23 protein-coding genes and 1 pseudogene are annotated in these 23,474 nt (G+C 73.2%); 13 read left to right on the forward strand and 11 right to left on the reverse strand.

Features of this window, described 5'->3' with window-relative positions; translation table 11 throughout:
- Positions 1 to 39: 39 nt before the first annotated feature.
- Both AB0K82_RS27225 and AB0K82_RS27230 read left to right on the forward strand, forming a co-directional pair.
- Positions 40 to 501, forward strand: a complete 462-nt coding sequence (locus tag AB0K82_RS27225) for an Lrp/AsnC family transcriptional regulator (protein ID WP_364402078.1) — start codon at positions 40 to 42, stop codon at positions 499 to 501.
- 139 nt (positions 502 to 640) lie between these two features.
- Complete coding sequence (locus AB0K82_RS27230) at positions 641 to 1,606, forward strand: EamA family transporter (RefSeq protein ID WP_364402081.1); 966 nt, start codon at positions 641 to 643, stop codon at positions 1,604 to 1,606.
- Here AB0K82_RS27230 and AB0K82_RS27235 read toward each other — a convergent pair.
- Positions 1,560 to 1,859 carry a Dabb family protein gene (locus AB0K82_RS27235; RefSeq protein WP_364402083.1) on the reverse strand — a complete coding sequence of 100 codons (300 nt, stop codon included), beginning with the start codon at positions 1,857 to 1,859 and terminating at the stop codon, positions 1,560 to 1,562. The genes AB0K82_RS27230 and AB0K82_RS27235 overlap by 47 nt on opposite strands.
- A gap of 73 nt (positions 1,860 to 1,932) precedes the next feature.
- Positions 1,933 to 3,165: an amidohydrolase family protein gene (locus tag AB0K82_RS27240; protein ID WP_364402085.1), complete on the reverse strand. Its 1,233-nt coding sequence runs from the start codon at positions 3,163 to 3,165 to the stop codon at positions 1,933 to 1,935.
- A gap of 65 nt (positions 3,166 to 3,230) precedes the next feature.
- Between AB0K82_RS27240 and AB0K82_RS27245 the strand changes: the two genes are divergently transcribed.
- The 3 genes from AB0K82_RS27245 to AB0K82_RS27255 all read left to right on the forward strand — a co-directional run bounded on the left by AB0K82_RS27245 (position 3,231) and on the right by AB0K82_RS27255 (position 6,703).
- Entirely contained in the window at positions 3,231 to 3,743 is a 513-nt protein-coding gene (locus AB0K82_RS27245) for a MarR family transcriptional regulator (protein ID WP_364402088.1), read from the forward strand.
- 333 nt (positions 3,744 to 4,076) lie between these two features.
- On the forward strand, positions 4,077 to 5,135 hold the full coding sequence (locus AB0K82_RS27250) for an LLM class flavin-dependent oxidoreductase (protein WP_364402091.1): 1,059 nt from the start codon (positions 4,077 to 4,079) through the stop codon (positions 5,133 to 5,135).
- Between the two features lie 62 nt (positions 5,136 to 5,197).
- Entirely contained in the window at positions 5,198 to 6,703 is a 1,506-nt protein-coding gene (locus tag AB0K82_RS27255) for an AMP-binding protein (RefSeq protein ID WP_364402092.1), read from the forward strand.
- 3 nt (positions 6,704 to 6,706) lie between these two features.
- Here the strand turns inward: AB0K82_RS27255 and AB0K82_RS27260 are convergent, their stop codons facing one another.
- Positions 6,707 to 7,612, reverse strand: coding sequence for a cyclase family protein (locus AB0K82_RS27260; RefSeq protein ID WP_364402094.1), 906 nt, complete (start codon positions 7,610 to 7,612; stop codon positions 6,707 to 6,709).
- A 26-nt stretch (positions 7,613 to 7,638) separates the two neighbouring features.
- On the opposite strand from AB0K82_RS27260, the gene AB0K82_RS27265 reads away from it, so the two are divergent.
- The gene (locus AB0K82_RS27265; RefSeq protein WP_364402096.1) at positions 7,639 to 8,844 is read left to right on the forward strand and encodes a serine hydrolase domain-containing protein; all 1,206 of its coding nucleotides are present in this window, start codon (positions 7,639 to 7,641) and stop codon (positions 8,842 to 8,844) included.
- Between the two features lie 10 nt (positions 8,845 to 8,854).
- On the opposite strand, the gene AB0K82_RS27270 is transcribed toward AB0K82_RS27265, so the two are convergent.
- Both AB0K82_RS27270 and AB0K82_RS27275 read right to left on the reverse strand, forming a co-directional pair.
- Positions 8,855 to 9,586, reverse strand: coding sequence for an SDR family oxidoreductase (locus tag AB0K82_RS27270; RefSeq protein ID WP_364402099.1), 732 nt, complete (start codon positions 9,584 to 9,586; stop codon positions 8,855 to 8,857).
- Between the two features lie 11 nt (positions 9,587 to 9,597).
- Positions 9,598 to 10,224 (reverse strand): isochorismatase family protein, encoded by a 627-nt coding sequence (locus tag AB0K82_RS27275; RefSeq protein ID WP_364402102.1) that lies wholly within the window; start codon positions 10,222 to 10,224, stop codon positions 9,598 to 9,600.
- Positions 10,225 to 10,303: 79 nt separating this feature from the next.
- Here AB0K82_RS27275 and AB0K82_RS27280 point away from each other — a divergent pair, with 79 nt between their 5' ends.
- Positions 10,304 to 10,975, forward strand: coding sequence for an endonuclease V (locus AB0K82_RS27280; protein WP_364402105.1), 672 nt, complete (start codon positions 10,304 to 10,306; stop codon positions 10,973 to 10,975).
- Between the two features lie 142 nt (positions 10,976 to 11,117).
- Here AB0K82_RS27280 and AB0K82_RS27285 read toward each other — a convergent pair whose 3' ends face one another.
- Positions 11,118 to 12,758 carry a penicillin-binding transpeptidase domain-containing protein gene (locus tag AB0K82_RS27285; RefSeq protein WP_364402108.1) on the reverse strand — a complete coding sequence of 547 codons (1,641 nt, stop codon included), beginning with the start codon at positions 12,756 to 12,758 and terminating at the stop codon, positions 11,118 to 11,120.
- Positions 12,759 to 12,888: 130 nt separating this feature from the next.
- On the opposite strand from AB0K82_RS27285, the gene AB0K82_RS27290 reads away from it, so the two are divergent.
- The 5 genes from AB0K82_RS27290 to AB0K82_RS27310 are packed head-to-tail and all read left to right on the forward strand — an operon-like array spanning position 12,889 to position 18,237.
- Positions 12,889 to 13,287, forward strand: a complete 399-nt coding sequence (locus AB0K82_RS27290; RefSeq protein WP_364402110.1) for a Zn-ribbon domain-containing OB-fold protein — start codon at positions 12,889 to 12,891, stop codon at positions 13,285 to 13,287.
- Positions 13,284 to 13,622 carry a VOC family protein gene (locus AB0K82_RS27295; protein WP_364402113.1) on the forward strand — a complete coding sequence of 113 codons (339 nt, stop codon included), beginning with the start codon at positions 13,284 to 13,286 and terminating at the stop codon, positions 13,620 to 13,622. The genes AB0K82_RS27290 and AB0K82_RS27295 overlap by 4 nt, the downstream gene beginning before the upstream one ends.
- A gap of 45 nt (positions 13,623 to 13,667) precedes the next feature.
- Positions 13,668 to 15,242 carry a class I adenylate-forming enzyme family protein gene (locus AB0K82_RS27300; protein ID WP_364402116.1) on the forward strand — a complete coding sequence of 525 codons (1,575 nt, stop codon included), beginning with the start codon at positions 13,668 to 13,670 and terminating at the stop codon, positions 15,240 to 15,242.
- Positions 15,239 to 17,476, forward strand: coding sequence for an acetate--CoA ligase family protein (locus AB0K82_RS27305; RefSeq protein WP_364402117.1), 2,238 nt, complete (start codon positions 15,239 to 15,241; stop codon positions 17,474 to 17,476). Before AB0K82_RS27300 ends, AB0K82_RS27305 begins: the two co-directional genes overlap by 4 nt.
- Positions 17,476 to 18,237 (forward strand): glucose 1-dehydrogenase, encoded by a 762-nt coding sequence (locus AB0K82_RS27310; RefSeq protein WP_364402120.1) that lies wholly within the window; start codon positions 17,476 to 17,478, stop codon positions 18,235 to 18,237. The genes AB0K82_RS27305 and AB0K82_RS27310 overlap by 1 nt, the downstream gene beginning before the upstream one ends.
- Here AB0K82_RS27310 and AB0K82_RS27315 read toward each other — a convergent pair.
- The 3 genes and pseudogenes from AB0K82_RS27315 to AB0K82_RS27325 form a co-directional block, all read right to left on the reverse strand.
- On the reverse strand, positions 18,231 to 18,992 hold the full coding sequence (locus tag AB0K82_RS27315) for an enoyl-CoA hydratase/isomerase family protein (RefSeq protein WP_364402227.1): 762 nt from the start codon (positions 18,990 to 18,992) through the stop codon (positions 18,231 to 18,233). The genes AB0K82_RS27310 and AB0K82_RS27315 overlap by 7 nt on opposite strands.
- 81 nt (positions 18,993 to 19,073) lie before the next feature.
- A pseudogene (locus AB0K82_RS27320) lies at positions 19,074 to 19,166 on the reverse strand (hypothetical protein); the annotation flags it as partial.
- 125 nt (positions 19,167 to 19,291) lie between these two features.
- Positions 19,292 to 20,374: an FAD-dependent monooxygenase gene (locus AB0K82_RS27325; protein ID WP_364402123.1), complete on the reverse strand. Its 1,083-nt coding sequence runs from the start codon at positions 20,372 to 20,374 to the stop codon at positions 19,292 to 19,294.
- Positions 20,375 to 20,459: 85 nt separating this feature from the next.
- On the opposite strand from AB0K82_RS27325, the gene AB0K82_RS27330 reads away from it, so the two are divergent.
- The gene (locus AB0K82_RS27330; RefSeq protein ID WP_364402125.1) at positions 20,460 to 20,951 is read left to right on the forward strand and encodes a TetR family transcriptional regulator; all 492 of its coding nucleotides are present in this window, start codon (positions 20,460 to 20,462) and stop codon (positions 20,949 to 20,951) included.
- 259 nt (positions 20,952 to 21,210) lie between these two features.
- Here AB0K82_RS27330 and AB0K82_RS27335 read toward each other — a convergent pair whose 3' ends face one another.
- Both AB0K82_RS27335 and AB0K82_RS27340 read right to left on the reverse strand, forming a co-directional pair.
- Complete coding sequence (locus AB0K82_RS27335; RefSeq protein ID WP_364402128.1) at positions 21,211 to 21,849, reverse strand: hypothetical protein; 639 nt, start codon at positions 21,847 to 21,849, stop codon at positions 21,211 to 21,213.
- A gap of 186 nt (positions 21,850 to 22,035) precedes the next feature.
- On the reverse strand, positions 22,036 to 23,436 hold the full coding sequence (locus AB0K82_RS27340; RefSeq protein WP_364402130.1) for an amidase: 1,401 nt from the start codon (positions 23,434 to 23,436) through the stop codon (positions 22,036 to 22,038).
- Positions 23,437 to 23,474: the final 38 nt, after the last annotated feature.

Below are 23,474 nucleotides of genomic sequence, written 5' to 3' on the forward strand. Positions count from 1 at the left end.
GTACGGCGTTCGGCGTGGCGGCGACGAGTGGAGGATCACATGGACGCGGTGGATCAGGCGATCCTGCGGCGGTTGCAGCGAGACGGGCGGCAGACGAACCGGGAGCTGGCCGAGGCCGTCGGGATCGCGCCGTCGACCGCGCTCGAGCGGACGCGGGCGCTGCGCACTCGCGGCGTCATCACCGGCTTCCACGCGGCGGTGGACCCGGCGACGCTGGGCCGGAGCGTGCAGGCGCTGATCTCGATACGGATCCGGCCGCAGTCCCGCGAGGCCATCGAGTCGGTCCGCGACACCATGGCGGCACTGCCCGAGACGCTGGGCGTCTTCGTGGTCACGGGGAACGAGGACGTCCTCGTGCACGTCGCGGTGCCCAGCACGGCGTACCTCCGCGACTTCGTGCTGGACCGGCTGGCCCGGCGCAAGGAGTTCGTGGACGTCCGCACGACGGTGGTCTTCGACTACGTGCAGCCGGTCGAGCAGTCCGAACTTCCGTCGGCGTAGGACCGCCGTCACCGAAGTTCGTACGCCTCAATCCCGTCGCGCCGGGCATGGACCGAAGGATGATCGGCCCACAGGCCCTCAATCGAACGATCGTCGGTTGGACGCTGCGTGCTCCGTACTTTCGCCTAGCTTTCCCGGCATGGAGCAACGGAATGAACTGTCCGGAGTCGGACTTGTGCTGGCCGCCGGGGTGCTGTGGGCGACGGTGGGGCCCGCGCAGGTTCTCGCGGACTCGGCGGCCGGTCCGGTGGCGCTGGGCGGGGCCCGGATCCTGACCGGTGGAGTGGTGCTGGCCCTGGCGGTGCTGGTGACGCGCCGGGGAGCCTTCCGCACGCTGACGCGCAGCGCGTGGCCGCCCTTGCTGGCCGCGTCCTGTGCCACCGGGATCTTCCAGGCGGCGTTCATGAGTTCGGTGGCCCGTACCGGTGCGGCCGTGGCCACCGCCGTGGCGTTCGGCGTGGCACCGGTCAGCACCGGGGTCGTCGAGCGGATCGCGCTCGGCACCCGGCTGTCGCGCGGCTGGGCGGTCGGCACCTGCGCCGCCGTCGCCGGCTGCGCGCTGGTGATGACGCCGGAGGGACCGGTGCACGTCGACCCGTACGGCGTGCTGCTCGGCGTCGTGTCCGGCGGCTGCTACGGCGTCTACACGGTGGCGGCCAAGCGGCTCACCGGCAGTCGCGTCGACATGCCGGCGGCGGTGGCGGTGACGCTGCTCATCGGCGGCTCGTTCCTGGCCCCGTGGACGCTGTCGCGGCTGCCGGCCCTCGGCACGGCGCGCTCTCTCCTGGTGGTCGGCTGGCTGGGCCCGGTGACGGCGGCGCTGGCGTACTCACTGTTCGTCGCCGGGCTGCGCCGGGTCACCGCGGCGACGGCGGGCACCCTGTCGCTGGCCGAGCCGCTCGTGGCCACGGCGCTGGCCGTCCTGTTCCTCGGTGAACGGATGTCCGTGCCGGTCGCGGCGGGGTCCGTGCTGCTGCTGGGCGGGCTGGCGGTCGTCTCGGTCCCCGGACGCCCCTCCCGGCGCTCGGCGCGCGCGGGAGGGGACGCCGACGCCCCGGTCAGAGTTCGTACTGGACCGCGGCGCGTTCGGCGACGATCGGCGTGACGTACTCGTCGATGACGGCGCGGTGCACCGGGTGGTCGCGGTAGACGGTGTAGGCGTCGCGGTCGGCGAAGTCCGCGACCACGGCGAAGTCGAAGTTGCCGGGGTTCACGCCGGCGTCGTCGCCCACGTGGTACGCCTCGATCTCGGGGATGGCGCCGGGCAGTGCGTTCAGCCGCTCCGCCAGGTCCCGCTTCCGCTCGTCCGTCGCGTTCTCGTTCCAGCGGAATATCACCACGTGCCGGAATCCGGCCATGTCGCCTCCTCGATCGATGCTTCGCCGACGACGATACGAGAAGGGCTCCGGCGGGCGCCGCGCGCCACCCGGTTCACCCGGCGAGGCGCGCCGCCGAACGTTCGGCCAGGTCGAAGGCCTGCCGGAGGTCGGCTCGCACCAGCCGCCCGCCCCGCTTGACGATCTCCCCGCCGACCAGGACCGTGTCCACGTTGCTCAGGTCGGCCGCCGTCACCACGGCGGTGATCGGGTCCCGCAGCGGCACCAGGTTCGGGGTGTCGGTGCGGAGCAGGACGAGGTCGGCCTGCTTGCCGGGCCGCAGCGACCCGACGCGGTCGTCCAGGCCGAGCGCGGCGGCGCCGTCGAGCGTCGCCATCCGCAGCACGTCCGCCGCCGAGACGGTGGGATCGTCGGCGCGCGTCGCCGCGAAGGCCGCCCGCATCAGGCCGAACATGTCGCCCGCGACGCTGGTCACGGCGTCCGCGCCGAGCGTCGTCCGGACCCCGGCGGCGCGCAGCCGGGCGAGCTCGGGGCGGCCGAGGCGCATCTGGTCCTCCAGGACCGGGGAGACCGAGGCGGTGCCGCCGCTGTCGGCGATGAGCTTGAGGGCCTCGTCGGTGACCCCGTTCAGGTGGATGTAGGTGGTGTCCGCGCCGAGCAGGCCGTGGTCGCGCAGCCGCTCGATCGGGCCGGGGCCGTTGACGTGGACGCTGATCCGCAGGCCCAGCTCTCGGGCGAGGCGCCAGTCGGCCTCGGTGTCCTCGATGCTCGAGAAGCCGGGCCCCCAGGCGGCGAGCGTCATCGAGACCCGGCCGCCGACGAGGCCGAGCGCCCGGCGCACCTCGTCGGGCCGCCGCGCGTCCGGCGCCGGATGGGCGTATCCGAAGACGGCACGGATGCCGGAGTCGCGCAGGGCGGTGACGGCCGCGTCGGTGTGCTCGGGCGAGCGCTGGATGTGCGACCAGTCGAGCAGCGTGGTGATCCCGGAGTTCAGGCATTCGAGCGCGCCGGCGAGGTTGCCCGCGTGGACGTCCTCCGGGCGGAAGCGGGGCGCGGCCCCGTACACGATCGCTTCGAGGTACTCGCCGAGAGAGGCGTACGGGGCGGTGGACCGGAGCACGCTCTGCCAGGTGTGCCGGTGGGTGTCGACGAACCCGGGGAGCACGAGGTGACCGCGCGCGTCGATGACCTCGGCGCCCTCGGCGGGCAGGCCGGGGCCGACCGCGGCGATCACGCCGTCCTCGATCAGAAGGTCGGTCGCGGGCGTGGCGTGCGGCACGGGCTCGGTGTCGATGACGAGCCCGTGCCGGATCAGGATCCGGGGCATGGTGAAGTGCCTTTCAAGAAAGCTTTTTGAAAAGCTATCACGGTGAGCGACTAGGCTCAACGGTCATGGAACGGCCGGATCGCGTGGACGCCATGCTCGCGGCCTGGCGCGCGGAGGACCCCGGGGTCGCGACGCTGACGCTGGAGCTCACCAAGCGCGTCGGACGCCTGGCCGCGCTGTGCGCGGAGGCCGCTCAGCGGGCCCTGGAGGAGTTCGGCGTCACCTACGCGGAGTTCGACGTGCTGGCGACGCTCCGCCGGTCCGGCCGGCCGTACCGGCTCAAGCCGGGCACGCTCGCCGAGTCATCGATGCTGACGACCGGCGGCACCAGCAACATCCTCCAGCGACTCGGCGCGGCCGGCCTCGTACGACGCGAACCGGACCCGGATGACCGGCGCAGTACGTGGGTGTGCCTGACCCCGGAGGGCCTCGAGCTGACGAACCGGATCGTCGCCGCGACCGGCCGGGAGCACGAGGCACTGTTCGGAGGGGTCACCGAGGAGACCGGACGGGCGCTGGCGGACCTCCTTCGCGAGGTCCTCCTCACCCTGGGCGACGAGGCGCCGCGCAGGCGCTGACGGACACACCGAGGGGAACGCGAAGGGCGGCCGGGTCGTCGCCCGGCCGCCCCGCCGTGGGGCCTTTCAGGCCCAGGACACGCCGCCCATCGCAGCCTCCTTCCCCGACCGCCTATCAGGGTCGCCGCTCCCCCGAGCGTGTGCGTGGACATAAATGCTAAGGAAACGATCACTGCGGGCAAATACGTCGTTTGACATATTTTGTGGCGATCACCGCCCGTATGCGGCAATTTACCGCTGGTATTCCATCATTCGATCTCCGCCGGGACTCCATCACGGGCGTCGAGCCTGATACGCTACCAAGCGAGCGCTTGGTACGGAGGTGCCGTCCGCATGAAGTTCTCCACTTTCCAGCTCTTCCACCGGTTCGAGGGGCAGACCGTCCGGGAGGTGTACGACTACCAGATCGAGATCGCCGAGCTCTGCGAAGAGCTGGGCTTCGACGGACTGTGGGTGGCCGAGCACCACTTCCGCGACTACGGCGTCGTGCCGAACACCTTCACGCTGCTGGCCAACCTCGCCGCGCGCACCGAGCGCATCCGGCTCGGCACCGGGATCGTCGTGCTGCCCCTGCACAACCCGGTGCACGTGGCCGAGGAGGCCGCGATGGTCGACCTGCTGTCCGATGGCCGGCTGGAGATGGGCGTCGGCCGCGGCTACCAGAGCGTGGAGTTCGAGAGTTTCGGCGTCGACCTGGGCGAGGCCCGCGAACGCTTCAACGAGGCGCTCGACATGATCATCGCGCTGTGGACCCAGGACGAGGTGCACTTCCAGGGGAAGTACTACGGCACGGGCAACGCGGTCTCCCTCACGCCGCGGCCGGTGCAACGGCCCCACCCGCCCCTGCACGTCGCGGCCGTGAGCCCGGAGACGGTGGAGCTGTACGCCGCGCGCGGCCTGCCGATCCTCGCCGACCCCGCCGCGCCCTTCAAGAAGATCGCCAAGGCGGCGGAGACCTGGCACGCGACCGCGCGGGCCAACGGCGTCGACGCCGAGGGGGTCGAGCTGGTGGCCAGCCGCTCGGTGTACGTCGCGCCGACCGTCGAGCAGGCCCGCGCCGACCAGGCCCGCTTCGAGAGCTCCTTCGACCGGTCCCGCATCTTCAACCGGCAGAGCGCGCCCATCGACTCCAGGACCGGCGAGGTCGCCAAGGGGTTCGAGTACTGGCAGGACCGCTACCTCAAGGGCGGCGAGGTCGGCGCCGACTTCCGCTGGGAGCAGCTCGAGGTCATCGGCGACCCCGACCGGGTGATCAACCAGATCAAGATGATCGCCGACTTCGGCTTCACGAACCTGATGTGCGACTTCGGCAGCACCCGGCCCGTGCCGATCGAGGAGATGAGGAAGGTCCTGAGGTTCTTCGCCGCCGAGGTGATGCCGGCCTTCCGCTGAGCAGGCGCCTCCCCCCGCGGCGAAACCCCGCCCGCCCCTCGGGATCCTCGACAGGAGACGTGATGTCCGTACACGGGTTGACCCTCGGAGACGTCCTCGGTGAGCATCGGCGCGGCCGGCCGCTCGGCCTGGCGGTGGTGGACGCGGACGTCCGGCTGACCTATCCGCGACTCGACGAACGGGTGAACCGGCTCGCGAACGCGCTCGCCGCCGACGGGGTCAGCCCCGGCGAGCGCGTCCTGTGGCTCGGCCGCAACTCCTTCCGGATCCTGGAACTGCTGCTGGCCGCCGCCCGGCTCGGCGCGATCCTCTGCCCGGCCAACTGGCGGCAGAGCGCCGACGAGCTGACCTTCGTGCTGGACGACCTGCGGCCCGCCGTCGTCGTGTTCGAGGAGTCCGAGGCCGCCGGGCAGGCCCGCGCCCGTGCCGCCGCGCCGGCGCGCTGGATCGCGGCGGGCGAGGAGTACGAGACCTACGCCGCCGCCGGAGCTCCCGAGGAGCCGACGGTCGCGGTCACGCCCGACCTGCCGGTCCTCGCCCTCTACACGGCGGCGTTCGACGGCCGGCCCGCGGCGGCGCTGCTGAGCCACTCGGCGCTGATCGCGCACGCGATGGCGATGCTGCACATCCGGCAGATGGAGGACGGGTTCACCTACCTGGACTGCGGACCGCTGTTCCACGTCGGGACCATGATGTTCTGCCTGGCCACCTTCCAGCTCGGCGGGACGAACGTCTTCACGCCCGCGTACGACCCGAAGGAGGTCTGCCGGCTGATCGAGGCCGAGCGCTGCACGCAGGCGTTCCTGTTCGGGCCGATGATCGACCAGCTCGTCGAGGCGAACGCGGGCGGCACCTACGACCTGTCGTCCCTGCGCTTCGTCGCCCACTCCCCCGAGTGGGACGCCATGATCACCGTGGACGACAGCCCGTGGTGCGCGTCCACGATGGGTGGGTACGGGCAGACCGAGGTGGGCGGCATGCTGACGTTCCTCGGCCTGGCGCCGGGCGGACAGGGGTACGCCGGCCGGCCGTCCCCGCTCGTCCACGTACGGATCCTTGACCCGGCCGGCAACGAGGTCCCTCCGGGCGAGACCGGCGAGATCTGCGCGCGGGGCGCCACGATGTTCGGCGGCTACTGGAACCGGCCCGAGCTGAACGCGGCCAAGGCGGCGGGCGGCTGGCACCACACCGGCGACCTCGGCCGCCGGGAGCCGGACGGCACCATCACGTTCATCGGCCCGCGGCTACGGATGATCAAGTCGGCGAACGAGAACATCTACCCCGCCGAGGTCGAGCGGGCGCTGAAGGAGCACGAGGCCGTCGCGGACGCGGCGGTGATCGGCGTGCCGGACCCCGAGTGGGGCCAGAACGTCAAGGCGATCGTGGTCCTGAAGGACGGCGCGTCGCTGACGCGGGAGCAGGTCGTCGAGCACGTGCGGTCGCGGATCGCCTCGTACAAGAAGCCGCGGCACGTGGAGTTCGCGGCGACCATCCCCAAGAAGGGCTACACGCCGGACTACGACGCCCTCGACGCCCAGTACGGCGGGGGCGGCTACCCCGGCCGGTGACGGTCACAGGATCGCGAGGGGGTTGATCGGGCTGGCGGTGCCGCCCTCGATGGCCAGCGGCGCCGCCACGAACAGGAAGTCCGTCCGGCCGGTGGCGGCGAGCTCCTCCAGCCAGAGCATCTCGGCCAGGTGGATCCCGTGCCGCCACAGGAAGATCAGGTGGAGGTCGTCGTCCAGGTCCTCGTCGGCGAGCTGACGCTCGTTGAGGCCGCCGATCGCGGCGTTGTCGCACGCCACCATCGCGACGTCCCGGCCCGCCAGCCAGCGCCCGGCGTCGGCCGACAGGCCCGGCTGCCCGGCCCAGTACGCCTCCGGGGAGTCCTGCCAGGTCAACGGCCAGCCCGTACGGACCACGGCGACGTCGCCGGGGCGGACCTCCACCCCGCACGCCGCCAGGTCCTCGGCCGAGACGCGGTCCTCGGCGGCCAGGTGACGCACGCCCCGGAGCCGTGGGACGTCGAACAGCACCCCGCGGCCGACCACCGGACCCGCCTTGTCGATGCCGCACCGCGTCGCGCCGTACGAGCGCACCCGCCCGGCCGGGTGCCCGTTGTAGAGCCGGTCGCCGGTCCACATGTGGCACAGCGCGTCCATGTGCGTGGTCGTTCCGTGCGGCGTGACGACGATGGCGTCGTCGGCCATCCGCAGGCCCGCGCCGATCGGGCGGGCGCCCGCGGCGTAGTCGCCCGCGTCGACCGACATGAAGTGCTGGGGCAGTGGCCGTCCGCGCAGGTGCGGAACGGTGGTCGGCGCGGGGGAGGACGTGGCGCCGCGGATCGGCAGCGACAGGCTCAGCGGCCGGCCCTCCCGGACGCAGGCCGCGGCGGCCCGCACGACCTCCGGGGTGAGGAGGTTCAGCGCGCCGCGTTCGTCGTCGGTCCCCCATCGGCCCCAATTAGACTCGCTCACAATTGTTCCCTCCAGGAGTGAGGCACATGATCGAAGGTCACTGCGATCCGGCGTTCGAAGCGGTCCGGACGGCTTTCACCGACGGCTTCGAACGCGGTGAGGAGTTCGGCGCGGCCGTGGCGGTCTACCTGGGCGACCGGTGCGTCGTGGACCTCTGGGGCGGTGTCGCGGACCGCAGGTCCGGCCGGCCCTGGGAGCGCGACACCCCGTGCCTGGCCTTCTCCTGCACCAAGGCGGTGACCGGCACGTCCGCCCTCCTGCTGGCCGAGCGCGGCCTGTACGACCTGGCGGCCCCCGTGACGTCGTGGTGGCCGGAGTTCGGCGCCGCCGGCAAGGAGGCCGCGACCGCCGAGCACCTGCTGTCGCACCAGGTGGGGCTGCCCGCGCTGAGCCGTGACGTCCCGGTCGCCGAGGCCCACGACCCGGCCGCGGTCGCGGCGCTGCTGGCTGCGCAGGCGCCGGAGTGGAAGCCCGGCACCGCGCACGGGTACCACGCGCTGACGTACGGCTGGCTGGCCGGGGAGATCGTCCGCCGCTGCTCCGGCCGTACCGTCGGCGCGTTCGTGCGTGACGAGATCGCCGGGCCGCTCGGCCTGGACCTGCACGTCGGCGCGCCGGACGACGTGATCGAGCGGACCGCCCGGCTCAGCGCGGGCCGGAAGGTCGACAAGGGCGCCTCGGCGCGCAAGGGCGGCCCGAGCGCGACCGGCGAGGTGCCCCGTCCGATGAACCCGAACGACCCCCTCGCCAAGATGATGGCCGGGTTCCGCGACCCGGACAGCCTGCTCAACCGGACGTTCGGCAACCCCGACATCAACCGCCTGCCCGGCGGCAACAACAACCCGGAGATGCTGCGCGCCGGCTGGCCCGCGCTCGGCATGGTGACGACGGCCCGGGCGCTCGCCGGCTTCTACCGCGACCTGCTGGCCGGCCGGATCGTCTCCCGCACGACGCTGCGCGACGCCGTCGTACGCCGGGTGGCCGGCCCGGACCGCGTGATGTACATCGACAGCTCCTTCGGCCTGGGGTTCATGCGGCCGTCGCTGGTCTTCCTCACGCCCAAGGCCGGCTGGGACTCGGCGTTCGGGCACACGGGCCTCGGCGGCTCGATCAGCCTCGGCGACATCGAGAGCGGTCTGGCCCTCGCCTACATCCCGAACCGCATGGGCGACGAGGTCTCCGGTGGCGTCCGCGCCTACCGGCTGCTCGAGGCGGCGTACGCGAGTCTGTAGGCGGTCCACGTCAGAACATGGTGATGCCGCCGCTGACGGACAGGGTCTGGCCGGTGATGTAGCCGGCCCGGTCGGTGCAGAGGAACGCGACGAGGCCCGCCACGTCGGCGGGCCGGCCGATGCGGCGCAGCGGGATCTGCCGGGCGAGCTTGTCCACCAGGCCGGGGTGGCGGTCGGCGACGGTGCGCACCATCGGGGTGTCGGTCGGGCCGGGGCAGACGACGTTGCTGGTCACCCCCTGCCGGGCGGCCTCGCGCGCCAGGGTCTTGGCCAGCCCGAACAGCCCCGCCTTCGTCGCGGCGTACGCCCCCTCGCCGCCGGAGCCCGCCCGCGCGCCGTCGGAGGAGATGAACACCAGCCGCCCCCAGCCGCGCATGCCCGGCAGCAGCAGGCGCGTGAGGTACATGGGGGCGCGCAGGTTGATCTTCCACATCAGGTCCCAGGACGCCGGGTCGCTGTCGACGAACGGCTCGACGATGCTGATCCCGGCGTTGTGGACGAGGATGTCGGCCGCGCCGACGCGGCCCGCCAGGTCGTCGATGCTCGCCGGGTCGGCCAGGTCGACGCGCTCGGCGACCGCGTCCGGGAGGCCGGCGGCGGTCCTGCGGGCGGTGTCCTCGTCGAGGTCGGCGACGACGACGCGGGCGCCCAGCCCCGCGAGGTCGGCGCAGATCGCCGTGCCGATCCCGCCCGCGCCTCCGGTCACCAGCGCGGTGCGCCCGGCGAGCGACAGCCCTTCCATCCGGTCGCCTCCTAGGGGGTCTTCCAGGCTCGTACGAGTTCACCGGCGGTGGTGCGGGCGGCGAGCAGGCCGATCGTGTGGGTCAGGACGGCGTCGGCGTAGTCGGCGGGGACGCCCGCCATCGCGTCCGTGACCGCCACGACCCGGTAGCCGAGGTTCACCGCCTCAAGGCACAGGCCCGGGACGCCGAGGTTGAGCGAGACGCCGACGGCGACGACGGTGCGAACGCCGAGGGAGCGCAGCGTCTGGTCGAGGGCGGTGCCGGTGAACGGCGAGAAGCCGTGGTGGCGCCGCGACTCCAGGTCCGCCGGGTCGGCCAGTTCGGGCACGACCTCGATCGCCGGGGTCCCCTCCAGCATGTGCGCCGGGTCGCGCAGCAGCCTGCGGATGAACGGTGCGTTGTCGGTGTGGCTGCCCGCGCGGTCGGCGCGGAACGCCGCGGTGCACTGCACGACCGGGACACCGGCGGCCCGCGCCGCCGCGGCGACCCGCGCGGCGTTGCCGACGACGTCGCGCTCGGCACAGGCCTCGGCGAGCGCGGGGAAACTCGTCAGGTCGCCGACCACGCCTCGCTGCATCTCCATCACCAGGACGGCGCTGTGCCGCGGCGCCGCGAGGTCGGTCAGGGTGATCGGCATTCCGTAACGATAAGCGAGCGAGCACTTGCTTGGGTAGTCCGATCGGCGGTCCGGCCGGATGCCGGTAGCGTGACCCCTCGTGGATGTACCGGATCTCCCTCCGTGGCCGGCCACCGTCCGTGAGGCCGAGGCCGTGCAGGACCGGCTGCGTACCCGCGTCGACCTGACCTGCCCGGACCCGCCGTCCGTGCGGACCGTCGCCGGCCTCGACGTGGCGTACGCCGAGGACCGGCTCGCCGCCGCCGTCGTCGTCCTGGACCTGGACGCCCTCGAGGTCGTCGAGGAGACCGTGGTCCTCGACCGGCCGACGTTCCCGTACGTGCCGGGGCTCTTCGCGTTCCGCGAGCTGCCCGCGCTGGTCGAGGGACTGCGACGGCTGGACGTCACCCCCGACCTGCTCATCTGCGACGGCCACGGGCTCGCCCACCCGAAGCGGTTCGGCCTCGCCTGCCACCTGGGCGTACTGACCGGCCTGCCGGCGATCGGCGTCGGCAAGACACGGCTGGTCGGCGCGTACGACCGGCCCGGCGCCGACCGCGGATCCTGGAGCGCCGTCACGGAGGGCGACGAGGTGGTCGGCCGCGCGCTGCGCACGCAGACGGGCGTCCGGCCGGTGTTCGTCTCCGTCGGTCACCGCGTCGACCTGGACACGGCGTGCGCCGTGACCCTGCGACTGACTCCGCGCTACCGCCTTCCGGAGAGCACCCGGCGCGCCGACCGCCTGTCCCGCAGCGCGCTCGCGGCAGGCTGAGCCCCGGCGGCCGGGCACCCGGGGCCGGGGGTGGCCCGGGCCGGGCGCCCCAGGCCGGGGGCGGCCCGGGGCGGAGGCGAGGACGTGGTGCCGCGCCCTCGCGTCACCGGTGCCTATGGGGTGCCCGGTGGACCTTCGTCCGCTAGAGCGCCTTGAGGAAGCGGGCGGCGATGGGCGCGGCGGCCTTGGCGCCGAAGCCGCCGCCCTCGACGACGACGGCGAACGCCACGTCACCGCGGAAGCCCATGAACCAGGCGTGCGTCGGCGGCTCCTTGCCCTTCTGCGCCGAGCCGTACTCCGCCGTGCCGGTCTTGCCCGCCGTACCGGAGGGCAGCCCGGCCGGCTTGGCGGTGCCGGAGGTCACCACGGCCCGCATCATCTCCTCCAACTGGCTCCTCGCCGTGGAGTTCAGCGGGGTCGCCTTGGCCTTCTGCGGAACGTGCGGTTCGGTGACGACCACGGGCGGCCGCCAGGTGCCGTCCGCGACGCCGGCCGCCACGCCCGCGATGCTGAGCGCGTTGGCCAGGTCGCGACCCTGACCGAAGCCGGCGACCGCCTTCTCCGCGTCGCTGGTCGGCGTGGGGAAGCTGCCGGCGGTGGCCGTGACACCGGGATCGATCTTCTGGTTGAAGCCGAGAGCGCTCGCCGCGCTGCTCAGCTTCGCCGCGCTGAGCAGCTTCTGGGTCTGGAGGGCGAACGCCGTGTTGCAGGACTCCGCGAGCGCGTCCTTGAACGTCATGCCGGCCGCGCCGCCCTCGCCCTCGGAGTTGTGGATGACCTGCCCGCCGACGTTGGCGGTCTTGGGGCACTGGACGGAGGACGAGGGGGTGAGCCCGGCCTGCAGCAGCGCGTACGCGGTGACGACCTTGAAGGTGGAGCCGGGCGGGTAGGTGCCCTGCAGCGCGCGGTCCCAGCCGCCCGGGATGTTGCCGACCGCGAGGATCTGCCCGGTCGCGGGGCGGATCGCCACCATGGACGTCGGCTTGCCCTGTCCCTGCAACGCGTTGGAGATCGCCCGCTGGACGTGCAGGTCGATGCTGGTCTTGACGTTCTGGCCGGGCTTGCCGGTGAAGCCGCCGACGGACTTCACGGTGTGCCCGGACGCGTCGGCGGTCGAGATCGTCGTGGTCGGCGCGCCGGCCAGCCGCTTGTCGAAGCGCTGCTGGATGCCCGACTGCCCGACGACATCGCCCTTGGCGTACGGCGTGCCGAGCTTCTTGGCCTGCTTGTCGGTCAGCGGCGCGGTGCCGCCGACCAGCTGCTGGACCGAGCCGGAGACGTCGGGCCCGTCGATGGGCGTGCCGTCGGCGGCGAGGACGCTGCCGCGCTTGAGCCACTTGAACGAGGTCGTGAAGTGCTGGCCGGCGTGCAGGTCGGGATGGACGGCCTCCGGCGCCCAGGCGACCTTCCACTCGCGGTGGCTCGTGACCAGCCGGAGACTCCCCTGGTACTTCCAGTCCCCGGCCGGCAGCGTGAGCGTCGCGGTGAAGGGGGCCGTCGCCTGCTTGCCGTGCTTGGCGACCGCCCCGAGTGAGACACCGACCTTCGTGGCCCCCAGGTCGGTGCGCAGCCCCTGGTAGTACCGGTCGAAGTCGGCCGGCGGTGTGACGGTCGCGGCCCGCATCGCCGCCAGGTCGCCGCGCCGCCAGCCCGCCAGGAAGTCCTCGGCCGTCTGCGCCGGGCTGCCCTTCGTACGCAGCAGGACGTACGCCCCGCCACCTGCGACGCCCAGAACCACGACCAGCGCAGCGGCAATGATCAGCCAGAGTTTTTTGTTTCCCATCAGCCCCGTTTTTCACTGCGTTTACGTTTGCCCCGCGCGGACAATCGTAGTGGCCCCCGTCAAAGCGGGCCGGGGATGGACGAACCGCGCCTCTTGTCGACCAACCAAGCGTGCGCTAGCTTGGCGAGCGATGGACCCGCGCCCGCTGCCCCGGCCGAGCGCGCTGACCGCGCCCTACTGGGAGGCGTGCCAGCGTGGCGAACTCGCCGTTCAGCGCTGCCGCGACTGCGGCCGCCGCGTCCACCTCCCCGAGCCCGCCTGCCCGCACTGCGGCGGCGCGGACCTGCCGTACGAGGCGGTGTCCGGGCACGGCCGGGTGCACACCTTCAGCGTCGTCCACCGCGCGTTCCTGCCGGGGTTCCAGGTCCCGTACGTCATCGCCTGGGTCGACCTGGAGGAGGGCGTCCGGGCGTTCGGCGGCATCGTCGGCGACCTCGCGCCGGAGGACGTGCGGATCGGCATGCCCGTGCGGGTCCGCTTCGACGACCTCCCCGGATTCGGCCGCATCCCCAACTGGAGGCCAGCGTGAAGATCGGCAACGTCCTCTATCCGGTGCGCGACGTCGACCGGGCCGTCGCCTTCTACCGCGACGGGCTCGGGCTCGCCGTGAAGTTCACCGACGGCGGCCGGTTCGCCGCGCTGGACGCGGGCGGCACGACGTTCGCGCTGGCGGGGCCGGCCGAGGACGTCACCGGCGGGCACCCGGCCGCCTCGTTCAAGGTGCCCGACGTCACGGCCGCCGTGGAGCGGCTCACCGCGGCCGGCGCGCAACTCGTCGGCGGCCCCGACGAGGGGCCGCACGAGACGCGCGCCGTGCTGCGCGACCCGGACGGCAATCCCCTCGTCGTCTACGCGCCCCGCTGACCACTCGACCCCGAACCAGGACCCTCCCCGCACCAGGAGACCCCAGTGGCGCGATCACCATTCGGCAACTACGGGCATGCGATCCTCACCGCCGGCGCGCTGCGCACCCCCGACAAGGTGGCGCTGACCTACTGCGGCGGAACCGGCCTCACCTACGACGGACTGAACCGGAAGGTCAACCGCGTGGCGCACGCACTGCTGGAGGCGGGGATCCGCCCTGGAGAGCGCGTCGCGTCGCTGCTGAACGAGACGCTGCACGTCGCCGAGGTCTACCTCGCGCAGATGAAGCTGGGCTCGGTGGTCTGCGCGCTCAACCCCTACTGGCCGGAGGACACGCTCGCCCAGGTCGTCGAGCACTCCGAGTGCACGGCCTTCGTGTACGACGCGAGCGTCGAGAAGCTGGTCGCGGCCGTACGGCCGCGGCTGCCGGGCGTACGGCTGTGGCTCCGGGTGGGCGGGCCCGCCGAGGACGCCGCCGACCTGGACGCGCTGGCGGCCGCGGCGGCGGAGGACGAGCCGCCGCTGGGCGGGCACGGCGACGACCTGATGGCGCTGTTCTACACGTCGGGGACGACCGGCCTGCCCAAGGCGGTCCGGCACACCCACGCCTCGAGCCTGGCGTCGGCGCAGATCTGGCTGGACATCCCGCACGGCGCCGACTCGGTGATGGGCACCGGCGCGATCATCTGGGGCATCGGCTTCCCGGCGCTGGTCGGCCCGGCGTTCTACGCGGGCATGCGACTGGTGCTCGAACAGGACTGGGGCCCGGCCAACTTCCTCAGGGTCGTGCCGCGCGAGCGCGTCACCCACGTCAGCCTGATCCCCAGCTTCTTCTCGGCCCTGCTCGGCTCCGACGAGCACGCCGACGTGGACCTGTCCTCGCTGACCGCGATCGTGCTCGGCGGCGAGCCGCTGCTCCCCTCCCTCCGCGAGAAGATCATGAAGCGGCTGCCCGGAGCGGCGATCTTCAGCTACTACGGCCAGACCGAGGCGCCGTACACCTGCATCGGCCGCCAGGACGACGGCAGCCAGGACATCGCCTCCGTCGGCCGGGCCCGGACGTCCACGGCGGTGCGGGTGACCGGCCCGGACGGTGAGCGGCTCGTGAACCAGGTCGGCGAGATCAACCTGACCGGGCCCAACCTCATGCAGGGCTACGACAAGCTTCCGGACCGGGCCGCGCAGGTGCTGCGCGACGGCTGGTACGTCGGCGGAGACCTCGGCATCCTCGACGAGGACGGCTTCCTGACCGTGCTCGGCCGCCGCGAGGACGCCATCCTCAAGAGCGGCGTCTGGTCGCAGCCGAGCGGCCTGGAGGACGCGGCCATCGAGCTGGACGGCGTCGCGGAGGCGGGCGTCGTGGGCGTTCCGGCGCAGCCGGAGGGTGAGGACGCGGTCGAGCAGCGCGTCCTGGTGGCCGTCGTCCCCCGTGCCGGGACGACTCTCGACGCCGAGCAGGTCCGGGCCCGGCTCGCCGCCCGGCTGCCCGCCCACCAGGCGCCCGACCTCGTCGTCGTCGCGGACGAACTGCCGCACACCCAGGACGCCTCCGGCGGCCCGGGCAAGCTGCTGCGCCGCGAGATCCGCACCCGCTACGCCGACCTCCTGGAGCGCCCGTGACGCAGGTCGAAGAGCCCGGCGTGGTCGCCGAGCACGTCGTCAAGGACCTGATCTCCGGGTTCGGGATCGCGGTGCCGCGCGGCGCGACCGCCCGGGCCGCGGAGGGCGTCGCCGCCGCGGCGAGCGGGCTGACCCCGCCGCTGGTCGTCAAGGCGTACGGACCCGGGCTGGTGCACAAGAGCGACGCCGGGGCCGTGCGGCTGGGGCTCGGCTCACCGGTCGAGGCCGCGCGGGCCGCCGCCGAGATCCGGGCGGCGCCGGCCGGCTCCGAGATCGCGATCGAGGGCTACCTGGTCGAGGAGCAGGCGGCGCCGGGCGTCGAAGTGATCGTCGGAGCGGTCCGCGACCCGTCGTTCGGGCCCGTCGTCCTGGTCGGCCTGGGCGGCGTGTGGACCGAGGTCCTCCACGACACCGCCCTGCGGCTGTGCCCGATCACCGAGGACGACGCCCGGGAGATGCTGTCGGAGCTGCGCGGCGCGGCCCTCCTCGACGGCCTCCGCGGCTCGCCGGCGGTCGACCGGGACGCCCTGGTCAAGGTCCTCCTCGCGGTCGGCGGGCCAGGTGGCGTCGCCGAGAGCCTGGACTTCCGCGAATTCGAGCTGAACCCGGTCATCTGCACGCCCGAGGGCGCGGTCGCGGTGGACGCACGCCTCCTGCGCGGGGCCCCTGCCACAGCGCACGCCCGCCTCCCACGCCCCGCCCCCGCGACGGTGGAGGCCCGGCCGCCGCGCCAGGCTCCCGCCGCGGTGGACGCCGACCTCGCGTACCCGGCCCCAGCCGCAGTGGAGGCCCGGCCTGCTCGCCGGGTCCCCGCCGAGCAGGCCGGACGGCCGCGCCCGGAGGCGACGCCGCAGGACTTCGCCCGGCTGTTCGCGCCGCGCGGCGTCGCGGTGGTGGGCGCCTCCACCAAGCGGCCGAACTTCGGCAACATGTTCCTCGGCTTCTACCGCGCGGCCGGGTACGCCGGCCGGCTCGTGGCCGTCCACCCGACCGCGGACGAGATCGACGGGGTGCCCTGCGTGCCCTCCCTGGACGGGGCCGGCGTCGACTACGCGCTGGTCGCCGTTCCGGCCGAGCGCTGCCCGGACGTCGTACGTGAGGCCCGCGGCGTCCCGTTCGTCCAGGTGATGAGCGGGGGCTTCCGGGAGACCGGCGCGGCGGGCCTGGAGGAGGATCTCATCGCCGCCGCCCGCGCGGCGGGCGTCCGGCTGCTGGGCCCCAACTGCATGGGCGTGTACTCCCCGGCGGGCGGCCAGACCTTCATCGGCGGGCGGCCTGGGCCGCTCGGGCGGATCGCGCTGGTCTCGCAGAGCGGCGGGCTCGCCGGCGAGGTCGTCAGGGTCGGCGAACGCCGCGGCCTGGCCTTCTCCAAGGTCGCCACGGTCGGCAACAGCGCCGACGTCGGACCGGCCGAGCTCCTGCGGTACCTCGCCGCCGACGACGACACCTCGGTGATCGGCCTCTACCTTGAGGACCCCCGGGACGGCAGGGCGCTGTTCGAGGCGCTGCGGACGGTGTCCAAACCGGTCGTCGCCCTCGTCGGGGGGCGCTCGGCGCAGGGCCACCGGGCCGCCGCGTCGCACACCGGCGCGATGGTCGGCGACGCCCGGATCTGGACGGCCCTCGGCCGGCAGGCCGGGCTGCCGCTGGTGACCGCCCAGGACGACCTGATCGGCGCGCTCGACCTCCTCGACCTGCACGCCGGGCGGGACGTGCCCGCCTCCCCCGACGTCCTCGTCATCGGGCCGAGCGGCGGGGCGGGCGTGCTCGCCGCCGACGCCCTCGACCGCGCGGGGCTGCGGCTGGCCCCGCTGCCCGACGTCGACCTCGGCCTGCCCGTCGGCGCCGTTCCCGGCAATCCCCTGGAGATCCCGGTCGGCCCGCGCGGCAGGCCGGACCTCGTCGGGCAGGTCGTCACCGCGATCCAGCGGGCCGCGCGGCGGCCGTACCCGGACGTGGTCACCCACGTGAACGTGCAGAGCTTCTTCACGTTCGGCGACAGCGCCGACCCGCTCCTCGCGTACGCGCACGCGGTCGGGGAGCTGCAGCGCGGGCTGACCGGCACGAGGGTGACCCTCGTGCTGCGCAACGCCGAGTACGCCCCGCCCGGCATCGAGGACGAGCTGCGGGCGATCGCCCGGGCCGCGGGCGTACCCACCTATCGGAGCATCGAGGCGGCGGCCACGGCGGTCGCGGCCGCCAAGGTCCGTGACCAGCGGCGGGAGTGTGTGTGATGGGCAGATTGGACGGGAAGGTCGCGCTGATCACCGGTGGCGCGCGGGGAATGGGCCGGGCGCACGTGAGGCGCTTCGTCGCCGAGGGCGCCAAGGTGGTGTTCGGTGACGTCCTGGAGGAGGAGGGCGGCAAGCTCGCCGCCGAACTCGGTGACGCGGCGCGGTTCGTGCCGATGGACGTGACCGGGGCCGACGACTGGCGGACCGCCGTCGAGGTCGCCGTCACCGCCTTCGGCGGCCTCACCGTGCTGGTGAACAACGCCGGGATCATCAGGCACAAGCCGATCGAGGACATGTCCCTGGAGGAGTGCACCCGGGTCATCGAGGTCAACCTCATCGGCCAGTGGCTCGGCGTCAAGTCCGTCATCGAGCCGATGCGGGCGGCCGGTGGCGGGTCGATCGTGAACGTCTCCTCCACCGAGGGCTTCATCGGCGCCGCCGGGCTGGCCGCCTACAGCGCCAGCAAGTTCGGCGTCCGGGGGCTGACGAAGGCGGCGGCGCGCGAGCTCGGCCAGTACGGCATCCGGGTGAACTCCATCCACCCCGGTGCCATCCTCACCGCGATGACCATGGACCCGGACGTCGTCGCGGCGACCGCGAGCAGCGCCGAGGCGTTCTTGGGCGCCCTGCCGCTCAAGCGGATGGGCAAGGCGGAGGAGGTGCCGGGGCTGGTCGTCTTCCTCGCCTCGGACGAGTCCGGCTACTGCACCGGCAGCGAGGTCCTCATCGACGGCGGCATGCTCACCGGCGCCGGCTACTGACCGCGCGAACCCACCGTACGGTCCAGGAAGGCTTGGATCCGGCCGTCGGTCGCCGCCCTCGTCCACAGCTCCACGGTGCCCGGCTCGGTGACGCGATCGAGCCGTTCGTTCACCTCCTGCCGGAGCTGCGCCTTCGTGTGACGGAAGGTGTCGGCCGGGATGTCGGTGGCCGTCCTGCCCGCGACGGCCACCGCCTCGTCCACCAGGGCGTCCGGATCGATCAGCTCGTCGACCAGTCCCAGTGCCAGGGCAGCGTCCGGCTCGTGGTTCGCACCGTCGAAGATCACCTGACGGGCGCGGACCGGTCCCAACGCGAACCGCATGATCTCCAGCGCCGGGGCCGGGAACGGCACCCCGACCCGCAGCTCGGGGACCCCGATCCGGCCGGTCCCCAAGGCCATGATCCGGCGGTCGCAGGCCGCGGCGAGCACGCAGCCGCCGGCGATCGCGTGCCCGTTGACCGCGGCGACCACCGGCTTGCCGAGGTCGAAGACGGACCGGAACGCGCCGCCGAGCGCGGGCAGGAACTCCGCCACGTACGGGGCGCCGCCGGCCACGACGCGCTTGAGGTCGACGCCCGCCGAGAAGACCCGCCCGGTTCCGGTCAGCACCACGGCCCGGACGGGTCCCTCCGGGTCGTCCAGCTCGCGCATCGTCCGCTCGATCGCCCGGCACAGCTCCACGTCCAGGGCGTTGACCCTGCCATGGGCGAGCCGTACGACCCCGACGCCGTCCACCACGTCGACCTCGATCACCGCGTTCCCTCCCGTTCCCTGAAGACGCCTTCTCGGATCGTCCGCATCGAGCAGGGGCAGCCCCAGCGCAAGCGCGGCCGAAGGGAAGACGTGCCCCGGCCGCAGGGAGTCGTCCGGTCTGGACCGCGGGTGGGCCGGACGGCGTACGGTCGCGGGGCGCTCGGCCGCCGACACCCCGGTGCCCGCGGCCGGCGGAACCGGCGGGCGGTCACAACCGCACCTCGGGATCGCACCGATCCACCTCTATCACCCGCCGGCCGTCAAGATCAACAGGAGGTGCCGCTCCCGATCGGGCGGCGTCACGGGGTGGGCGAGTCCGCCAGGTCGGCCGCACCGCCGAACGTCGCCGCGGCCTGCCGGCCGTGCGCCTGGTTCTCGGCGACGTACGGTCGCAGTTCCGCCTCGTAGGCGCCGAACGCGGCCGTGTGGTCGCCGCCCGCCGAGGCCAGGGCGCGGGCGAGCGTCCAGGCGCCGATCAGCGCCTGTGAGGTGCCCATGCCGCTGGTCGGCGCGGCGCAGTACCCCGCGTCCCCGACCAGCGCGATCCGGCCGGTCGACCAGCGGTCCAGGTGGACCTGGCAGGACGAGGAGAAGTAGAAGTCGTCGGCCCGGCTCATCGCCTCCAGCAGCCGGGGCGCCTCCCAGCCGTGCCCGGCGAAGGCGGCGCGCACCGCGTCCTCCTGCTCCTGCCGGCCGCGCCGGTCCAGGGCGGGTGAGGCCGTGGCGAAGGACAGGCTGACCGTGAGGCGATCCGCCGGGTCGGCGCTGAACACGTAGATCGCCGTATCGTCGAGATGCTGCAGCATCCCGGCGTGATCGAGGCCGAGGTGGTTGGCGGTGCTGAAGCCGACACCGGACATGCCCAGGTGCCGCACCGCGTCCTTGTGCGGCCCGAAGGCCAGCTCCCGGACCTTCGAGAACACGCCGTCGGCCCCGAACACCAGGCCGAACTCACGGGTGGCGCCGCGTTCGAACTCGACCGTCACGCCGGACTCGTGCCGGCTCATCGCGCTGATCGAGTCGTCGAACACGTACTCCACGTCGCCCGCGGTGATGCGGTGCAGGATCCGGGTCAGGTCCCGCTTCGGCACCTCCAACTCGCCGGCGAACGCCTCGGCGGGCAGCCGCCCGGTCTCGACGCCCTTCTCGTCCACGAGAGTCGTGCCGCGCATCTTCGTGTCGAGCGCGCGCACCTCGGCGAGGAGGCCCATGTCCTCCAGCACGTCGAACGCCGCGCCGCGGAAGTCCACCGCATACCCGCTGTCGCGGATCTCCGGCGCGCGCTCGACCACGGTCACGTCGTAACCGTCGCGGTGCAGCAGGTAGGCGAGGGCGGGTCCGGCGACGCTCGCACCCGAGATCAGAACCTTGGTCTTCGTCATGGGCAGGACCGTAGCCCCCTCTTGTCCATTTGGTCAAACCATATGGATGAACCACATGGTCAAACCCTTCGCTATGCTGCGGCACATGGGAAACCGAGAGGATCTGCTGTCCGGGGCCAAGCGATGCCTGATCGAACGCGGCTGGGCGCACACCACGGTCCGGGACATCGCCGCGGCCGCCGGAGTCAGCCACGCCGCCATCGGCTACCACTTCGGTTCCAAGGACGCCCTGCTCACCCAGGCCCTGGTCGAAGCGGTCGACGAGCTCGGCGACGAACTCGCCCGCAGCGCCACATCGGACGAGCCGGAGGAACGCTGGCAGATGCTGATCGACAGCTTCACCACCCATCGGGCGCTGTGGGTGGCCCAGCTCGAGGCCGCGGTCCACGCCACGCGGTCCCCCGAGGTGCGCCGCCACCTCGCCGAGGGACAACGCCAGGGACGCGAGGGCCTCGGCGGCTCGGTGCCCCTCGCCCTGCTGACCGGACTGATGCTGCAGTGGCTGGTGGACCCCGACCACGCGCCCAGCGGCGCGGACGTGATCGCCGAGCTTCGATCACTCGCCGCGAAAGCCTGACTCCGGGACTCCGGTCTCGGTACGGCCGGGGCCGGCTCCGGCCCCGCGCCCCCGCCCGTTGCGTCCTGCCGGTACTACCGCTCGGACGACAATCCACTCGGCGTGGGCGACGTCTACCGGCTGTGCTTCGCGGACGGCCGGCTCGTCGCCAAGGACGTCATAACGCCCGCCGACCGGCTGCGAAGGGGTGATCGATGATCCGCGTGCTGCTTGCCGACGACGAGGTCATGATCCGTGTCGAGGCGCCTGGGCGCGTCGCTCAGCGCTCGGCGGCCTTGCGCAGGGCCAGGGTCACGCGCGCCAGTTCGTCGGCGGAGGCGATCGAACTGGCGACCACGCCCACAGTGGAGCCGTCGCCCCACGCGCAGCCGGCGCCGCCGTGCGATCCCGGCGCACAGCGCAGGACGCCGCCGAGTGGTCCCGGCGGGTAGTCCTTGGGACCGGTCAGCGGCATGGCCGCGAGGGCGGAGTCCACCTCGAAGGACGGTGGGTTGGTTCGCAGTTCCTTCGCGATGGTCGGGTGGTCGCCGGCCGCCAGCCCGAGGAAGGCGAGCCGCTGCCGGGCGTCCCCGCGCCGCTGGTAGACGCCGATCTTCATCTTTGCGGCGTACACCGAGTTCTGCTGCGCCTGGGCGTTGCGAATGGTCTGGATGACCCGGTCGGCGTCCGCGCCGGTCATCCGCGTGTAGTCGTCGAAGGAGCCCGGGACCGCGATCATGTGCTGCGCACCGGACGGGTTCGAGGAGCCCGCCGTCCGGCCGTACGCCGTCGTCCGCACGCCCGACGACCCGCAGCCGACGAGCACGATGCCCGGTATCAGAGCGAGCGCCCCGACGGACGGCCGGAAGGCCGCCCACGCGAGCTCCCTTGACCGCCTCCGACCGCTGAAGGTCGCCATATCCGCCAAGCTACGCGGCCGAAGCCCGGCGATTACCCGCTGAAGGAACAGATCGCTTAAACGCACCCCCAAGCCGGACAAGACCGAAGAGTCCGCCCCGCTTCGAGCCCCGCCGCCTTGATCCCCGGCGTCTGCCGCCTTCAGGGAGCAGCGGACGCCAGGGATCAACGGATACGGGTTCCGGTGCTACGCCATGCCGTGGACGCTTTTCTCGGTGTCGGCGGGGTGGCGGTCGGGCCAGCGTTCGGCGGCCTCGAGCTGGGTGGCGAGGGACAGGAGGGTCGCCTCGTCGTTCTCCCGGCCGAGGAACTGGGCGCCGATGGGCAGGCCGCCCGCGCTGAGCCCGGCGGGCACGCCGATGGCCGGCCAGCCGAGGACGTTCCACGCCCAGCAGAACGGGCAGGCCCCGGCGGCCAGATGGCCGGTCGCGAGCCAGCCGCGGCCGGCCAGCGCGCCGATGCGCAGCGGGAGCCGCGCGGTGGTCGGGGTGAGCACGACATCGGCACGCTCGAAGATCCGTCCGACGCGGCGGGCCGTCCGGGGCTCCAGACGGCGCGCGATCGGCACCAGCCGGCGCCCGAAGTGCCGGCCGAGGAACGCCTCGGTGATGGTCGCGGGCTCGGGCTCGGCGTCGGGCGTCGCCTCGAGCCAGTCGGCCACCCCGGCGGTTCCGCGCGGGAGGAAGTTCAGGCCGATCAGGCCGTAGTCCGGCTCGGCGGGGAACACGTCGTGGCCCAGGTCGGTGAGCACGTCCGCGAGACGCAGCACCGCGGCCCGGATCTCCGGGTCGACCGCCGACGGCACGCCGAACGGCGTGCGGAACGACAGCGCGATCCGCAGCCGCCCCGGTTCACGTTCGGCGGCACGCCGGTACGGCTCGGCGGGGGCCGGCGGACGGTGGATGTCCTCGGGGTGGCTGCCGGTGAGCACGTCCAGGAGCAGGGCGGCGTCCTCGACCGTACGGGTCAGGGGGCCGGCGACCGCGATGCCGTAGAAGGAGTCGATGTGCGGCCAGATGGAGACGCGGCCGCGCTGCGGCTTGAGGCCGACCAGCCCGGTCCACGCGGCGGGGATGCGCAGGGAGCCGGCGCCGTCGGAGCCGAGCGCGCCGGAGACCATGCCGGCCGCGACCGCCGCCGCCGAACCCGCGCTCGACCCGCCCGGCGTGCGCTCGCGGTCCCAGGGGTTGCGCACGGTCCCGAAGCCGGTCTCCCCGGTCGGCCACTGCCCGAGCTCGCTCGTGTTGGTCTTGCCGACGATGATCGCGCCGGCCGCGCGCAGCTTCCGCACGACCTCGCTGTCGGCTGTCTTCGGCTGGTGGCTGCCGCGGCAGCCGAAGGGCGTGATGTGCCCCGCCAGGTCGGTGTCGTCCTTGATGGCGACGGGGACGCCGAGCAGTGGAGGACGCTCCCGCCCGCGCCATCGGTCGGCCCGGTCCGCCTCGTCGAGGGCCTGCTCGGCGCAGGTCACGCGGAAGGCGCCGAGCGTGTCGTGCTCGATGCGGTCGAGGGAGTACTCGACCAGCTCGCGAGCGGAGACGTCGCCCCTGGCCAGCCGGGCGGCGTCCGTGGTGAGTCCGTCGATCACAGGATCCCCCCGAAGGCTGGATTCGTTCGTTCGAACGA

The sequence above is a fragment of the Actinoallomurus sp. NPDC052274 genome (assembly GCF_040679475.1).
Lineage (GTDB): Bacteria > Actinomycetota > Actinomycetes > Streptosporangiales > Streptosporangiaceae > Actinoallomurus > Actinoallomurus liliacearum.

Bases quoted from the DNA above. Each gene is read 5' to 3' on its own strand.
- AB0K82_RS27285 (WP_364402108.1), bottom strand. From the start codon at position 12,758: ATGGGAAACAAAAAACTCTGGCTGATCATTGCCGCTGCGCTGGTCGTG.
- AB0K82_RS27310 (WP_364402120.1), top strand. From the start codon at position 17,476: ATGGGCAGATTGGACGGGAAGGTCGCGCTGATCACCGGTGGCGCGCGG.
- AB0K82_RS27230 (WP_364402081.1), top strand. From the start codon at position 641: ATGGAGCAACGGAATGAACTGTCCGGAGTCGGACTTGTGCTGGCCGCC.
- AB0K82_RS27245 (WP_364402088.1), top strand. From the start codon at position 3,231: ATGGAACGGCCGGATCGCGTGGACGCCATGCTCGCGGCCTGGCGCGCG.
- AB0K82_RS27275 (WP_364402102.1), bottom strand. From the start codon at position 10,224: ATGCCGATCACCCTGACCGACCTCGCGGCGCCGCGGCACAGCGCCGTC.
- AB0K82_RS27270 (WP_364402099.1), bottom strand. From the start codon at position 9,586: ATGGAAGGGCTGTCGCTCGCCGGGCGCACCGCGCTGGTGACCGGAGGC.
- AB0K82_RS27225 (WP_364402078.1), top strand. From the start codon at position 40: ATGGACGCGGTGGATCAGGCGATCCTGCGGCGGTTGCAGCGAGACGGG.
- AB0K82_RS27325 (WP_364402123.1), bottom strand. From the start codon at position 20,374: ATGACGAAGACCAAGGTTCTGATCTCGGGTGCGAGCGTCGCCGGACCC.
- AB0K82_RS27330 (WP_364402125.1), top strand. From the start codon at position 20,460: ATGGGAAACCGAGAGGATCTGCTGTCCGGGGCCAAGCGATGCCTGATC.
- AB0K82_RS27290 (WP_364402110.1), top strand. From the start codon at position 12,889: ATGGACCCGCGCCCGCTGCCCCGGCCGAGCGCGCTGACCGCGCCCTAC.
- AB0K82_RS27335 (WP_364402128.1), bottom strand. From the start codon at position 21,849: ATGGCGACCTTCAGCGGTCGGAGGCGGTCAAGGGAGCTCGCGTGGGCG.
- AB0K82_RS27255 (WP_364402092.1), top strand. From the start codon at position 5,198: ATGTCCGTACACGGGTTGACCCTCGGAGACGTCCTCGGTGAGCATCGG.
- AB0K82_RS27265 (WP_364402096.1), top strand. From the start codon at position 7,639: ATGATCGAAGGTCACTGCGATCCGGCGTTCGAAGCGGTCCGGACGGCT.
- AB0K82_RS27250 (WP_364402091.1), top strand. From the start codon at position 4,077: ATGAAGTTCTCCACTTTCCAGCTCTTCCACCGGTTCGAGGGGCAGACC.
- AB0K82_RS27240 (WP_364402085.1), bottom strand. From the start codon at position 3,165: ATGCCCCGGATCCTGATCCGGCACGGGCTCGTCATCGACACCGAGCCC.
- AB0K82_RS27235 (WP_364402083.1), bottom strand. From the start codon at position 1,859: ATGGCCGGATTCCGGCACGTGGTGATATTCCGCTGGAACGAGAACGCG.